12 protein-coding genes are annotated in these 15,038 nt (G+C 40.8%); 3 read left to right on the plus strand and 9 right to left on the minus strand.

Translation table 11 applies throughout. The features are described from left to right. Positions 1-253: 253 nt before the first annotated feature. From KV40_RS00815 to KV40_RS00825, 3 genes are read right to left on the minus strand one after another with little or no spacing between them, the layout of a single operon-like run. Positions 254-1,780 carry a tetratricopeptide repeat-containing serine protease family protein gene (locus KV40_RS00815; protein WP_036476947.1) on the minus strand — a complete coding sequence of 509 codons (1,527 nt, stop codon included), beginning with the start codon at positions 1,778-1,780 and terminating at the stop codon, positions 254-256. Positions 1,781-1,794: 14 nt separating this feature from the next. Then, complete coding sequence (locus KV40_RS00820; RefSeq protein ID WP_081942712.1) at positions 1,795-2,655, minus strand: serine protease; 861 nt, start codon at positions 2,653-2,655, stop codon at positions 1,795-1,797. Between the two features lie 26 nt (positions 2,656-2,681). Further along, a complete protein-coding gene (locus KV40_RS00825; RefSeq protein WP_036476949.1) occupies positions 2,682-3,242 on the minus strand; it encodes a COP23 domain-containing protein in 561 nt (186 codons plus the stop codon). Positions 3,243-3,535: 293 nt separating this feature from the next. On the opposite strand from KV40_RS00825, the gene KV40_RS00830 reads away from it, so the two are divergent. Beyond that, the gene (locus KV40_RS00830) at positions 3,536-3,832 is read left to right on the plus strand and encodes a hypothetical protein (protein ID WP_036476952.1); all 297 of its coding nucleotides are present in this window, start codon (positions 3,536-3,538) and stop codon (positions 3,830-3,832) included. A 37-nt stretch (positions 3,833-3,869) separates the two neighbouring features. Here KV40_RS00830 and glnT read toward each other — a convergent pair whose 3' ends face one another. Both glnT and hflX read right to left on the minus strand, forming a co-directional pair. Then, entirely contained in the window at positions 3,870-5,252 is a 1,383-nt protein-coding gene (glnT, locus tag KV40_RS00835) for a type III glutamate--ammonia ligase (protein WP_036476955.1), read from the minus strand. Between the two features lie 321 nt (positions 5,253-5,573). Then, the gene (gene hflX, locus KV40_RS00845) at positions 5,574-7,307 is read right to left on the minus strand and encodes a GTPase HflX (protein WP_371260754.1); all 1,734 of its coding nucleotides are present in this window, start codon (positions 7,305-7,307) and stop codon (positions 5,574-5,576) included. 257 nt (positions 7,308-7,564) lie between these two features. Between hflX and KV40_RS00850 the strand changes: the two genes are divergently transcribed. Then, a complete protein-coding gene (locus tag KV40_RS00850) occupies positions 7,565-7,807 on the plus strand; it encodes an RNA-binding protein (RefSeq protein ID WP_036476961.1) in 243 nt (80 codons plus the stop codon). Positions 7,808-7,970: 163 nt separating this feature from the next. Beyond that, positions 7,971-8,633 carry a deoxyribonuclease V gene (gene nfi / locus KV40_RS00855; RefSeq protein WP_036476964.1) on the plus strand — a complete coding sequence of 221 codons (663 nt, stop codon included), beginning with the start codon at positions 7,971-7,973 and terminating at the stop codon, positions 8,631-8,633. Between the two features lie 30 nt (positions 8,634-8,663). Here the strand turns inward: nfi and KV40_RS00860 are convergent, their stop codons facing one another. From KV40_RS00860 to KV40_RS00875, 4 genes are all read right to left on the minus strand, one after another. After that, on the minus strand, positions 8,664-9,077 hold the full coding sequence (locus KV40_RS00860; protein WP_052055234.1) for an SgcJ/EcaC family oxidoreductase: 414 nt from the start codon (positions 9,075-9,077) through the stop codon (positions 8,664-8,666). Between the two features lie 323 nt (positions 9,078-9,400). Further along, a complete protein-coding gene (locus tag KV40_RS00865; RefSeq protein WP_156113896.1) occupies positions 9,401-11,635 on the minus strand; it encodes an FG-GAP repeat protein in 2,235 nt (744 codons plus the stop codon). A 64-nt stretch (positions 11,636-11,699) separates the two neighbouring features. Beyond that, the gene (locus tag KV40_RS00870) at positions 11,700-14,033 is read right to left on the minus strand and encodes an FG-GAP repeat protein (RefSeq protein ID WP_052055233.1); all 2,334 of its coding nucleotides are present in this window, start codon (positions 14,031-14,033) and stop codon (positions 11,700-11,702) included. Between the two features lie 338 nt (positions 14,034-14,371). Then, a partial coding sequence (locus KV40_RS00875) for a calcium-binding protein (RefSeq protein ID WP_036476966.1) occupies positions 14,372-15,038 on the minus strand: 667 nt, incomplete at its 5' end.

Genomic DNA, 15,038 nt, shown 5'->3' on the forward strand with positions numbered 1-15,038 from the left:
AATTAAGGCAGACTATACAGCGAACTACTTTTAATGATAGCGAGACTAATTCTACCGACTCGGTTAATTCAGAGAGCAGTGACTCGCCATAATTTAGCCGTGTAAATTGCTTATAAAAATGGCTAGAGAATACAGAATACATCGCTCTAGCCAAACACGTTGAAATGGAGTCTACTTAATCGAAAACTGCTGTAATTCTCTTACTTGCATAAAAAAGCCCATCAATTGGATTTTGGTAGACCACCAGTATCAGCTACAAATCCCTCAAATTGCTTTTGGCTGGCACGATTTCTGGAACGGGGGGATAAGTATTGGTAGGATTGGCACTTTCCTGAGTGTATCCCGAACTGTCTTGACTGTTAGAGGGATATTGACTGTTAGCTGGATTTTGTTGGCTTGGTTGACTATTGCGTAAAGCTTTTTCGGCTTTATTCAAGCTATCTATAGTGACGTTGTAGCTTTCAGTGTCTCCTTGCTGAAAAAATAGTTCTGAAGCCTTTTTAAAGTCTGCCACCGCGCCTGGGAAATCTCGTTGATAATAACGCACTGCACCGCGATTGTGATAAGACTTACCATAGTCGGGAGCAATTTCAATCGCGCGATCGTAGTCAGATAGCGCACCAGGGATATCTTTTAATTCTTCCCGCAAAATACCTCGATTGAGATAAGACCAATGATCGGCAGGATTGCTTTGTAAAGCGTTATTGTAGTCTTCTAATGCCTCTTGTTTGTTACCCAGACGATAATTAGCCAAACCGCGACTAAAATGAGCGAGAGAAAAGCTAGGATCGATCGCAATGGCGCGATCGTATTTGGCGATCGCAGAGTTTATATTCCGCTTGGTATAATCGATTAAACCTTGATAATAGACGGCTAGAACATTGTCGGGATTTTCATCCTCTGCTTCGATTAAATAATTATTCGCTGCTTCTATATTTCCTCTTTGTAATAGTTCTACACCTTCAATGTATTTTTTTCTGGCTTCCAGGTCGATGTTTTGCTCTTGGTCGGGTTTGCCACCCTTTACCGCCAAATTAGAATTGTCTATACCTGCAATTGTTGAAGCCTCTAGAAAGTTTTTAATCGGGATAGCTGCATTAAATCCTGTCTTTAAAGGTTCGGGAATGCTGGAAGATTCGCTTTTAACACTGCCAATTACATCTCCCTGTCCGTGAATTCCAATTAACTGACCGCTAGAATTAAATACTGGACCTCCACTCATTCCCCTACGAGTTAAAGCCTGATAGCGCATACTATAGCCTTCTGCCGCATCTTCGCGGATGCTGGTAATCATTCCTGTAGTGAACTCATGTTGGCGATCGCTATTAATATCTACCGATAAAGGATAGCCAGAAACATAAACACTAGCTCCCACAGTAGCATATTTAGAATCACCGAAAGTAGCAACTGAATATGTTTCTGGACTTTCAAAGGTGACAGTTGCTAAATCTAATCCCGTTTGTTCTTTAAGACTCGTAACCTTATTAACTGAATATTGCTGCGATTTAGTTTTGACAACATAACCTACATTGAGATTTTGAACCACATGATTGGCAGTAAGAACCGTGTAGGTATTATCTCTTTTGGCAATAATTACTCCCGAACCGCCAGGAATTCCCAAACTATTATCAATTTTAACTGTAGTTGCTATGGCGATCGCGGCAATTTCGGTAGCATCTTTTGCCATAACGACTGAAGCCTGGGTTATTACTAACGCTGCTGTTACTGTCGTTCCAGAAATAACATTAGTTATTAAATGTGAATTAAAAAAAGAATTCATAGTACAAATTAATTTTATTCAGTTTGTGATGCTTGTGGAGCAAATTGCAGATAACTAGTAATGGGAATTCCCCAACTGGAATTAACCATCTTTTCTAGTATTTCGGGTGGTGGTTCGCTACCATCTTCAAAAATATAAGCACCAAAATCGGGTTCGGCATATTTTTGACGACCATTAATTCCAATCAACAAACCCTGAGTATTAAAAATTGGTCCGCCACTCATTCCTGCTTCAATATCATTGGTATAGCCCAAGCTATAACCTTGAGACAGAGATTTAAACGGAATCAGCGACACTTCTCCCTGAGTCAATCGAAATGCCTGAATTCCTAAAGCAATAGTATTGGAAGTTCGATCGCCATCATAGAGGGGAAATCCTGCCGCATATACCTTCTCTCCTGGTTGAGGAGTATTTTTGGTAGTAGTTGCTATTGGATATCGATCGAGACTTTGAAACTGAACTATAGCTAGATCGAGATCGTGTAACTGCTGTGGTTCTTGCAGCAATACATGCGCTTGTCCATCGACAGTTAAAATATTCAGAATATCGTTAGTGGCTACTACGTGCCAATTAGTTAGAACAGTATATATGTTTCCCTGCTGACGAATAATCACACCCGAACCAGATGTATTAGGACGAACTATCCGTACTGTGGTTGATTGCGCTTGACGATAAATATCCTGGCTATAAGTATCATCTGGAAGAACATAACTAGGTATAGTCTGAGGATGAACGAGCTTTTGTTGCCAGCAACTTCCAGAGATTGTTACTAAGATTGCTATAAATAGTTTTAGTTGCTGATTGTGACTTTTAGCCATAAACCAAGCCACTTTAGCTGAGTTTCGCGTTCTCGACTGTCTGCGATTGCATTTCATTCTTCTATATTTGTTAGAAGGCTTGCTTAAAATTCTCTGTTGCTGCGGTTGGGAGACTCTAATTGATAAATAGGTGGAGTTGGCATGGTTTCATTTAGCTTTGAGCCAACATCTATGTAAGGAATTTCAGTAACCGATTCATAATTTGAACTTTCTGATGCTCCTTTGGTTCTCCATTCAAAAAGATTGTTGAGAGCTTGCAGTCCATCTTGACCTGGTTTGAGAGTATAAATAATTCCCTCACAAGGTCCCTGGTTTTGACTGGCAACACAAATAACTTGTTGATTGTTAATGGTACCTAAAGTTACGTACTTTAACTGTTTGTTTAGGCGAAAAGTTTCTAAGCGCGCACTAACTTCCTGGCAACGTGCCTCTGGAGTCCATCCCGAACCAGAAAAATGATCGCTTACCCATTGAATCCAAGGTTCTTCAACTCCTTGATTATTATGATAAATAGTTGTAAAAGTACCAGAGCTATTATCACAGCGAAAACCAGTTTGAGTAGGAACTTGAGCAAAACCGGGTTGGGCAATTGCAGTGAAACAACTGGCAATCGCGAATGAAATAATATCTAATTTGTATTTCATAGTCAATATTTCCTTAAAAAAACTAATTTAAACTCTTAAAATTGACCAATTATAGTCATAATGAAGTTCTAAAATTCGATTTGAAATTCAGACAATACAAATACATGACTGTAATAATAATACATACTTAGGTTGAAAATAGAATAAATATGCAGAGCGGCGCGATCGACTGAGGACATTAGTCGATTGAAAACTTCAAACCTAATGAGGAGTATCGAGAATACAAAGCTACTGTACCCTAGAATCCACAATATATAAAAAGTGGTATTTTGTTACTACTTTGCAATACAAATATGAAAGTTGAAGAATATCTCAGACAAAACCAGAACTCAATAAAAGAACAGTGCCAAACTATTGCTGATAGTGGCTCAAACGCGATCGTTACCGTAAAAGAAAACCATGAAGACTACATTCATCAAGTAAACACTGTCGAGCAATTCACAGAGGCAATACCTGACGACAAATTCTTCAAAAAAATGCGAGATGGTATTACCAACGCCGTACTAAATAAGGTAATTCCAGTAGTCATTTTTGAAGGACAAAAAGCTCGAATAACAAGCCTCTCAGATTATTTTGAAGATAGCGAATAACTTAACTTTACTGTCGGACTCAACAAAGTCCAAAATATCAAAAGAACTTCAAATAACGCTCAATTTCCCAATCTGAAATGTGATTGTGATATTCTTCCCATTCTCGTTGCTTGTAGTCGATATAGGTCTGATACATACTATCTCCCATAACTTTTTTGCTTAGGGGATCGTTGGCGAACGCTTCGATCGCTTCTCCCAGGGTACGGGGCAGAAATTTAATTCCCGAAGCTGTCAATTTATCTAGAGTATACTCATACATATTTTCAGTGTGGGGTTCTCCAGCATCCAAACCATCTCGAATACCTTCCAGCCCTGCCGCTAAAATCATTGCTGCACCCAGATAAAGATTGGTTGAGATATCTGCTGCCCTGCATTCAACTCTGCCACCAGCCAGAGGAATTCGCAGCATATTGGTACGGTTGTTATTACCATAGCAAATATATACAGGTGCCCAGGTCGAACCCGACATAGCTCCTTTAGGTACGAGTCTTTTATAGCTATTAACCGTAGGACAGGTTACGGCACAAATTGCAGGAGCGTGTTTGAGGATACCTGCAATAAATTGATATCCTAGCTTGGAAAGCTTACATCCTCGTGAATCGTTTAAATCGATGAATAGGTTTTTTTTAGTATCTTTATCTGCCAGAGACATATTGTAGTGCGCGCCACTGCCTGTAAGTTCCGAAGATAATTTAGGCATAAACGAAGCAAAATAACCGTGTTTTCGCGCAATTTCTTTTGCCATCAGTCGAAAAAAGGTGAAGCGGTCTGCCATCGTCAGTGCATCGCTGTAGTTAAAGTCTATTTCAAACTGCCCTTGAGCATCTTCATGGTCAAAGGAGTAGACATCCCACCCCAACTCATTCATGGCGGTGACGAGTTCATCAATCACCTGGTAGTTATCTAGTAAAGTTGGAACGTCATAACACGCCTTAGCTAAGTTATCGCGATCGCTCGCCGTAGCAAATTTGCCATCTTCAGTATCCCGCAGTATAAAAAATTCGGTTTCGATCCCCAAATTAAAGCTGTACCCCATTTCTTCTGCCTGCGCCAACGTCCGCTTTAAAATATTTCGCGAACAGGCTTCAAAAGGTGCATTCTCACAGTACAGATCGCTAGCAAACCAGACAATTTCTCGATTCCAGGGAAGTACGATCGCACTATTTAGATCGGGATGAGCGGCAACTTCTTCATCATGAATCGATTGAGGAACTCCATCTAAAGCCGCCCCTGTAAATAATTCCGAACCCTGCGACATTTGCTCGAAATGACTTAGGGGAACCATTTTAGCTTTGCACATACCATGAATATCGACATAGCTAGCTAAGGCATATTTCACACCTCTTTCTCTAAGTTGCAACTGAAGAGATTTAGACTCAGCCAGAATTGAATTTTTATCCGACCCATAAATCGCGGTCATAGTTTTTCCTCAAATCCATCTAAAAAATTAGTGTATCGAACCAATTTAAAAAGATTTATTTGATACAAAATTAAAGAGCAATGAGCAATGAGCAATGAGCAGTTTAAAGTTAGTAAATGAAAAATTGTTAGACTTCTTGCATAAATATACTTTAGCGATGCGGCACAGTCGCGCCCTGCGAGTTTTTTCATCTATGCAGGCTTCAAAGAAGCCAAGTCGCGTCTTAGCGACGCTTTGAGCCATTCGGCTCTGCAAAGAAAAGACGGAAACACATCTGCGCCCAGTCTTCAGACTTTAGACTTTAGACTTTAAACTTCAGACCTAACCAACACCTGCATAATCGACTAACTGAGCTAACTTTTGTCTGAGAGTTTCCAACCCCAGGCGATCGCTAGCCGAAATAAATAACGCCAGGGGAAATTCTTCTTTAGCTTTAGCCAAAGTTTCGCTATCTACCCGATCTAGCTTATTAAACACCAACAAAATAGGTCCTGGAGCTAGAGGCATTTCACCTAATATCTGCATTACCGAACGAATTTGATTTTCCCAGGCAGGGTGAGACAAATCGACGACGTGTACTAAAGCATCGGCTTCGGTTACTTCTTCTAAAGTGGCGCGAAAAGCATCTACTAAAGGTGGTGGTAACTGTTGAATAAAGCCTACAGTATCGGTAAGTAAAATGTTTTGTGCTTTGTCTGTAACGGTATTGGTAACGGACAAACGGCGAGTTGTGGGGTCTAGAGTAGCAAACAACTGGTCTGCTGCGTACACTTCAGCGTTAGTTAGGGCATTAATTAAAGTAGATTTACCCGCATTGGTATAGCCGACAATTGCCACGCTGGGGACTTCTTGTTTTTGTCGTTGCTGCCGCATTCGCGAACGATGCGCCTGTAACTGATTGACTTCTTTTTGCAAACGAGCAATACGTTTTTGAATGCTGCGGCGTTCTGTCTCTAGTTTAGTTTCTCCAGGACCTCTAGTACCGATCCCACCACCCAGACGGGACATTGCCTGTCCTCTACCTACCAGACGCGGCAACATATATTCTAGCTGCGCTAATTCTACCTGTAGTTTCCCTGCGCGAGAGCGAGCGCGTTGGGCAAAAATATCTAAAATAATTTCGGTGCGGTCTACTACTCTGACACCAAACTGAGTTTCTAAGTTGCGTACTTGAGCGGGAGAAAGGTCGCGATCGAAGGCTACCAGGTTGGCTCCCACTGTTTGGACTTTAAGGGCAATTTCTCTAACTTTACCCGCACCAACCAAAGTTTGAGGATGGGGGTGCGATCGCTTCTGAGAAACGGTTTGTAATACCGTTCCCCCTGCCGTATTTACCAAACCAATTAATTCATTAATGCTTTCGTCAAATTCGCGATCGCTGGTGCGATCGCTTTTCAAACCTACTAAAATTACTCGCTCTTGATTGGTATCTACCTGTTGAGCTACGTATTCTCGCTCGAACTCGGCTTCCAGACCGTCTACAAGGTCGAAAAAATCCTGTTGGGAAATAGCGTCCACACTCATGGCAGGAGATACCGTCCAGTAGGCACTCGTTTCCAAATCGAGATTGGGTTGGGGTAATAGGTGCGCGAGGTAAGCTTCTTTTACATAACCAGTAGCACCACCACCGCGCCGTAGTTTGCCAACTCCTGTTAGAGTTAACACTACTAAAGCATCGAGTCTCTGACGTACCATTGCCGTTAGGCTAGATTCTTTTGGCGGCTCTATTTTTAGCTGAGTCGCAATACAGCGAATGCCGCACAGCCTTTGGGCACCATATCGGGGTAATTCTAAAGGAGGAATCTGTGTCTGACGGGGAGTTCCCACTCCCACGCGAATTACCTGTCCGCGACGATTGATGTATGCACAGACGGCTTGGTTAATTTCCGTCGCGATCGCCGCTAGCCTTTGGGCAAATTCTGGCGTAACGGGGCGATCTCCTGGCAGTTTCTGATGATACAGTCTTTTAAGCTGTTTGATTTGGCTGGTTTTAAGCCCTTTATAGTTACCGTGTATAGTATCGATAGGCTCTACAAGTATAGTGATTGACAACAATAAAGTATTTTACATTCTAGCGAGAAAATAGGCTGAAAAACCGCTTTTTTTTACCACAAATTCCCGTTTTGTTTATATTTATTTACCAAAACTGTCGATAGTGTGCTAGGGTGTTTGAAGTAACGAGAACGAAAAGATTAACGATTAAGTTTGTATTTTTGCATCGGAGTCAGTTTTTTCCGTAAAGTATCGATCGACTTTTTTCCGAATAATCTTGTCTCTCCAAGCACAACAATCAACAAGGAGACAATTAATTTATGTCCATTTACGTAGGCAATCTTAACTATGACATCAATCAGCAAGACCTAGAAGAGGTATTTGCTGACTATGGAAGTGTTAAACGGGTTTATATTCCCACCGACCGTCAAACAGGTCATAGACGTGGCTTTGGCTTCGTAGAGCTAGAAAGCGACACCAACGAACAAAAAGCCATCGACACTCTAGACGGAGCAGAATGGATGGGAAGAGAAATCAGAGTTAATAAAGCAAAACCCCGTTAGAAACAGTTGCCTTTCCATTTAACAATCTAAATTGATAAAGCCGTTTTTCAAATTTGGAAAGCGACTTTTTTTACGGCAAATTATCTAACTACAGATACTTGCAATCTAACTTAAGATAAATAATATTTAAACTAAACTAACTCGACCCACTCAAAAGCTATTTATGCAGATCGATCTTCCCCATGCTTGGGTAAACAACGTTACTGAAGCTAAAGTAATTCAAGAACAGTTGCGCGATCGAGTTGTTAGGGAAGACTGTTTGAGTGAAGTAAACTATGTGGCGGGAGTAGACATTGGTTTTGAAAATAAATATGCAATAACCAAAGCCGCCATTGCCGTATTGAGTTTCCCCGAACTAGAATTAGTCGAAACTGCAATCGCTCGCATTCCTACCGTATTTCCTTACGTTCCTGGCTATCTTTCCTTTCGCGAAATACCCGCAATTTTAGAAGCCATACCCCAAATTAAAACTACTCCCGATTTGTTACTATGTGACGGACAGGGAATTGCCCATCCGCGCCGCTTGGGTATTGCCTCGCATTTAGGAGTATTGCTCGATTTGCCCACTATTGGCGTGGCAAAATCTTTATTGACGGGCAAACATGAAGCAGTACCCACTGAAAAAGGCAACTGGCAACCATTAATAGATAAAGGTGAAACCATTGGTGCAGTATTGCGATCGCGCACCAATGTCAAACCGATTTATATCTCTATCGGACACAAAATTAGTCTACCAACAGCAATTTCTTATGTAATACAGTGCCTGACTAAATATCGACTACCCGAAACTACTAGATGGGCAGACAAATTAGCATCTAACAAGTAATCTGTCGCTCGAACCAACGTCGATTTAAGATTATTCGGTTGGCGACATATTTCGGATAGCGGCAATTTTCCATTTACCTTCTTGGCGTACTACTAAAAAAGTACTCCACAAATTGCGGTCGGCATTATCTTCAAGTTTTATTTCATAGCGAGTATCTACAATTGCCACCTCCGAATCTAAAAACCGTATTTGTTCGATGGTAATTGTTCTCTTTCCTGGGTTGCGGTTGGAACTACGTAACATTCCTTCTACGGCAGTTTCAATTCCTCTACGCCATTCTCCAGAAGAAACTAGTTGGTCTACATCGGTAGTTAAAATATTTTCCAGCAAGTCTGTATCTCTGTTTTCTCTTGCTTGATTGTAGCGATCGATTAATAAATAAATATCCTGTTTTTGATTGTTAGATTCCCCTACATTCTGAGCAGTTACAGATGGGATAAACAATACATTGAGAAGGATGAACAGAAATATATTTTTTAGAGGTTTTGAGCGGCTGAAAATAGGCTGTCTATATGGCTTTTTTGTGGTATTTGGCGGTTTCATTTTTAGAATTATGGTTATTTTATCCCAATCACATTTAGTATGAGAAAACTTGGATTTCGGGATTGATGTTGATTTATGTTCCAAGTTATGGAGATAATAGCGCAAGCTTATTTCAGTTTGATTTTCGACCGCGATTGTGCAAATCGCACCATGCTAATATTTTAAAGCCAATAAGTGGGCAGACAAACTAGCATCTAACGAATAATTCGCCTATAAATCATTAATCAAACAAAATTAAATGCAGAATCTGCCAAACTTAAATCGGCATCAACGTTTTCTATTACAGCAATAACTTCCGAGCCAGCCGCAACTTGTGGAACGTAAAACAATTTAGCATCGAGACTGTCTCCACTGCCTGGGAGAAAATCTAAAAGATACTCGCCTACAAAGCCAGATAGCTGTATTTTGTCTTGCAGCGAATTAAAATCTTTAAGACGAACATAATCGACATCTCCTGCTGAAAAACTATTGCCGTCATCATAAAAAACACCAGATTTATTACCCAAAACAAAGATATCGCTGCCAATACCACCAGTTATAGTATCTTTTTCACCAGTACCCAAATTACCATTAGAAGCGACACCAATTAAGCGATCGCTACCATTACCGCCAATTAGAAGATCGCTACCATTACCAGCGACTAAAGTATCGTTACCAGCACCACCGTTGAGTGTATCGTTGCCATTACCGCTATAGAGGCGATCGCTATTGAGGTTTCCTAACAGGCGATCGCTGCCATTACTGCCGTTAAGAGTATCGTTACCGCTGCCGCCATAGATAAGATCGTTGTCGTTGTCTCCCAATAGGAGATCTTTACCTGTCTCGCCAACTAAAGTATCCTTACCAGCACTGCCGTTAAGAGTATCGTTACCGCTGCCGCCAGAGAGTTTGTCATCGCCGTAGAGTCCATTAATGCGATCGTTGCCAGCCAAACCAGAAATAACATCGTTTCCTATGCCACCATTGAGAATATCGTTTCTTGGACTGCCAGTTAGATTTAAAGGTTGGAAACCAAATATAACGTAGGCATTAGAGTTATTGCCAATTGAACCGTTGACGATGAGGTCGTCTAAATTGTCTCCATTAATGTCACCTTTGTTACTAATGACAGAACCATAGCGGGACGCACCAGAGACAACCAAACCATTACTGCTGTTAACTTTATTAAGGTCGAAAGAAGCCTTAAAACTACTATCGTTGCCAAAAATTACAAAAGTTGCTCTAGATGAACCAACTACAAGATCGTCAAAACCATCCCCGTTGATGTCTCCTCCATCATTAACCGCACCTACGCCCTCAAAATCCCTAGAACCTGGAATAATAAAGCCATTGCTACCATCGAGGCGATCGAGATTTACAGTAGCATTAAAACCTTTACTATTGCCAAAAGCTACATAAGCTGCTCCTTCAAAGCCAAAGCTGCCATCAACACCTCTATTAGGCGCACTAATAACAAAGTCGTCAAAACCATCGTTGTTAATATCTCCACCATTGCTAACGGTTTCACCCAAACCAATAAACTCGTTACCTGAAGTCGCGATCGCAAAACCGTTACTGCCATTTAGACTTGTTAGATCGAAATTGGCATCAAAACCTTCATCGTTACCAAAAATTACATAAGCTGCCCCTGTATAATCGACACCACGCGCACCAACAATAAGGTCATCAAAACCATCGCCGTTAATGTCTCCGCCATTGCTGAGGGCATATCCCAAACTATCGTAACTATTTAGACCTCGTATAACAAAACCATTGCTACCGTCAAGATTATCGATATCAAAAGTGCCGTCAAAATCAGCGTTACCAAAAATTACATAAGCCGCACCATTGCCATAACTATTATTATTTAATCTGACAGAAGGCGCACTAACAATGAAGTCGTCAAAGCCATCGCCATTAATATCTCCACCGCTGCTAACTGCTCGACCTAAATCGCTGATGATTTTTGAATCATAAACAATAAAACCATTGCTGCCGTCGAGACTTTTTAGATCGAAAGTGGCATCAAAACCATTACTACTGCCAAAAACTACATAAGCAACTCCTCTTTTCTTATTTGCCACATTAGAGGCACGCGCACCGATAATTAGATCGTTTAAACCATCGCCGTTGATATCACCTGTATTGCTGACTGCTAGACCTAAATTATCATTATCATTTAGACCTTGAATAACAAAACCATCACTTTCATCGAGGTTATTGATATTAACAGCGGCATCAAAACCATTATTACTGCCGAAAATCGTATAAACCGCACCGCGATAGTTACTAAATTTGTCTTTACTGGCGTTATTCGTTCCTTGATTTTGTGCGCTGAGAACTAAATCGTCAAAACCATCGCCGTTGATATCTCCACCATTACTAATATCGTTAATAAAACCATCAAATGTATCTAAACCAACGATTTTAAAACCAATATCGCCATTAAGATCTTTTACATCAAATAAAGTATTAGCCACGGTTATTTTCTCCAATTGCTGATAAATAGTTAATAATTGGTGTCGTAAACGAAACAGACTAAGTTTAGACAAAGGTAAAAGCAGAATCCGTCAGACTTAGATCGGCAGAAACATTTTCTAGTAAAGCGATTGTTTCTGCACCAGCAGTAACTCCAGGGTCGTAAACTAACTTGGCATCAAAATCACCCGAACTGCCAGAGATAAAGAATAAGCGATACTCCTCGGCAGTACCAGATAGCTGCACCGTATCTTGTTGGAAATTAAAATCTTTAAGGATAGCTAAATCGGCATCTCCTGCTGAAAAACGAGCGCCGTCATCGTAAAAGACACCGCTTTTATTACCTAAAATAAAAATATCTTCACCTGCACCACCAGTTAAAGTATCTTGTTCCCCAGTACCCAGACTTCTGCTATTTAAAGCGACACCAATTAGTTTGTCTTTGCCGTCGTTGCCAATAAGAATATCGTTGCCATTACCAGCAACTAAAGTATCGGCACTAGCACCACCAGTTAGAGTATCGTCACCATTGCCACTGTATATACGATCTTCGCCTAGATTGCCAATGAGAAGATCGCTGCCCGTCCCGCCATTTAAAGTATCGAAACCAGTACCCCCATTAAGAGTATCGTTGCCACCGTTACCATTGAGGCGATCGCTGCCTTGGTTGCCGTTAAGACGATCGCGACCCGTACCACCGATAAGAGTATCTTTACCCTTACCACCTAAAAGATCGTCATCACCATCAAGTCCTATTAATCTGTCGTTACCAGCCAATCCAGAAATAAGATCGTCTTCCGAACTGCCTGTAATAGTATCGTCAGCCTCTGTACCAGTAAGTATCGGTAATTGAAAACCAAAAATAACATAAGCATTCCCTCCATATCCACCAGACAAAGAATCAGAGGGTGCGCCTACTACTAAGTCATCAAAACCATCACCGTTGATATCTCCCGCATTACTTACTGCATCACCTAATTGACTATAGTATTCGACGCTTCCTCGAATGGTAAAACCTTCATCGAGTTCGAGATTAGCTAAATCGATAGTGGGACTAAAATCCTCATTACTACCAAAAATAACGTAAGCTGCTCCAGTAACGTCTAAGCCACCACTGTAACTACTGACAGAAGGTGCGCCTACTATTAAATCTTCAAAACCATCACCATTGATATCGCCTGCATTGCTTACAGCATCACCCAGGCGATCGCGATTATTCAAGCCTTGTAGTTTAAAACCATTACTACCATCGAGACTAGTTAGATCGAAAATTTTCTTAAAACCAGTTTCTTGCCCAAAAATAATGTATGCTTCGCCAAGTTCCCTACTGTCAGTTTTTCCAGCATTACTATTGGGTACACCAATAATGATGTCATCAAAGCCATCACCATTAACATCCCCCGCACTACTTATCTCTCTACCTAAAAAGTTAGATTGATTTAGACCTCTAACTCTAAAACCGTTATTACCATTAAGACTAGTAAGATCGAAGTTGGCATCAAAATCACCTCCACCAAAAATGATATAGGCTTCTCCTTGAGAACTATATTTAGGTCCTACCTCGAAACCAGATGCACCAACAATCAGGTCGTCGAAACCATCTCCATTAACATCTCCTGCATTGCTAACCCCTAAACCTAAACTATCGCCTTGTTTTATACCTCCAACTGTAAAACCGTTGTTGCCATCGAGACTAGTAAGATCGAAATCGGCAGCAAAACCGTTTTCACGACCAAAAATAATATAGGCTTCTCCCGTATTGTCAACATCGTTAACATCAACACTAAATGCACCCACAATTAGGTCATTAAGTCCATCACCATTAACATCTCCTGCATTGCTAACGGTTGCACCAAAGTTATCATTTTTATTTTTACCCTGGATTTTAAACCCGTTGTTGCCATTAAGACTAGTTAGATCGAAGTCGGTAGTAAAACCGCTTTCGCGTCCAAAAATAATATATGCCTCGCCGCCATTACTAAAAGAAGATGCAGTAACAATAAGATCTGCAAAACCATCACCGTTAATATCTCCTGCACCGCTTACTTCGCGACCCAAACCAGTATATTTCTTGGTACCTCGAACTATAAAACCATTATTGCCGTTAAGACTAGCTAGATCGAAATCGGCAGTAAAACCGCTTTCGCGTCCAAAAATAATATATGCCTCACCGCGACCGTCGCTATCATAATAAGTAACACCGAAATCATCGTAACCCTTGATAGCTTTTCCCGCACTAGATGCGCTAACAATAAAGTCGTCAAAGCCATCGCCATTAATATCCCCAGCATTGCTAAGGGCTGCACCCAAATTATCGAAAGAAAAAGGTCTGTCTAAACCAGCGATCGCAAAACCATTTTCACCGTTTAAGTCATTGATATCGAATAAGGTATCTACCACGACCGAAATCTCCAATTGCCATTAAATAATTAATACAGACTGTCTTTGTTTAAACTTCAAATATAAGACCAGCATGACTTTACAGAGAAAAGCTAGTAAATTGAGTAGTTAAATAAACGCAGGACAAACATATGTATTATCGTGGTAAAAAAAATTAATGCGTATAAAAGTTAACAAAGGTTAAGAGAATAGCCATTATTTTTTAAATCTTATGGCGATCTAAACATTACAAAATAGCGCGATCGCAAGTTCTAAGACAAATTAATGGGCAGACATAGCATTAAACTAAATTAAATATCTGCCCTTTTCCAATAAATCTCAAACAAAAATAGATGCTATTATCCCGAAACAAAAATAAATGCCGAATCTGCCAAACTTAAATTAGTATCGACATTTTCAATTAAAGCAATTAACTCTAAACCACTAGAAGCTTGAGGATCGTAAATCACTTTGGCATCGGTACCCGAACTGCCTGGTAAAAAATCTAGAAAATACTGGTCTGCCGTACCAGCAAGCTGAATGGTGTCTTGTTGTAAGTTAAAATCGCTAACAGTAGTATAATCGTCATCCCCCGAGGAAAAATTATTGCCATCATTATAGAAAACCCCATTTTGGTTGCCCAAAACAAAGGTATCTTGCCCCGCACCGCCAATTAAAGTATCATTTTCTCCCGTACCTAAATTACTGTTGCTACTGAGAGCCACACCAGTTAATTTGTCGTTACCCTCTCCCCCATCAAGATTATCGTTGTCTTTGCCACCGACTAAAGTGTCGCTACCCAAGCCACCATTAAGGCTATCGTTGCCATTACTACTATAGAGATTATCGTTGCCACCGTTACCATTGAGGCGATCGCTGCCATTGCCACCAGTTAAAGTATCCGCATTGGCACCACCATACAAAGTATCGCTACCATCATTGCCTCTAAGACGATCTCGTCCATCTTTACCCATCAAATTATCGTTGCCGTTTCCACCGACTAAAGTATCGCCATTGGCACCGCCA

It is taken from the genome of Myxosarcina sp. GI1 (genome assembly GCF_000756305.1).
Classification (GTDB): domain Bacteria; phylum Cyanobacteriota; class Cyanobacteriia; order Cyanobacteriales; family Xenococcaceae; genus Myxosarcina.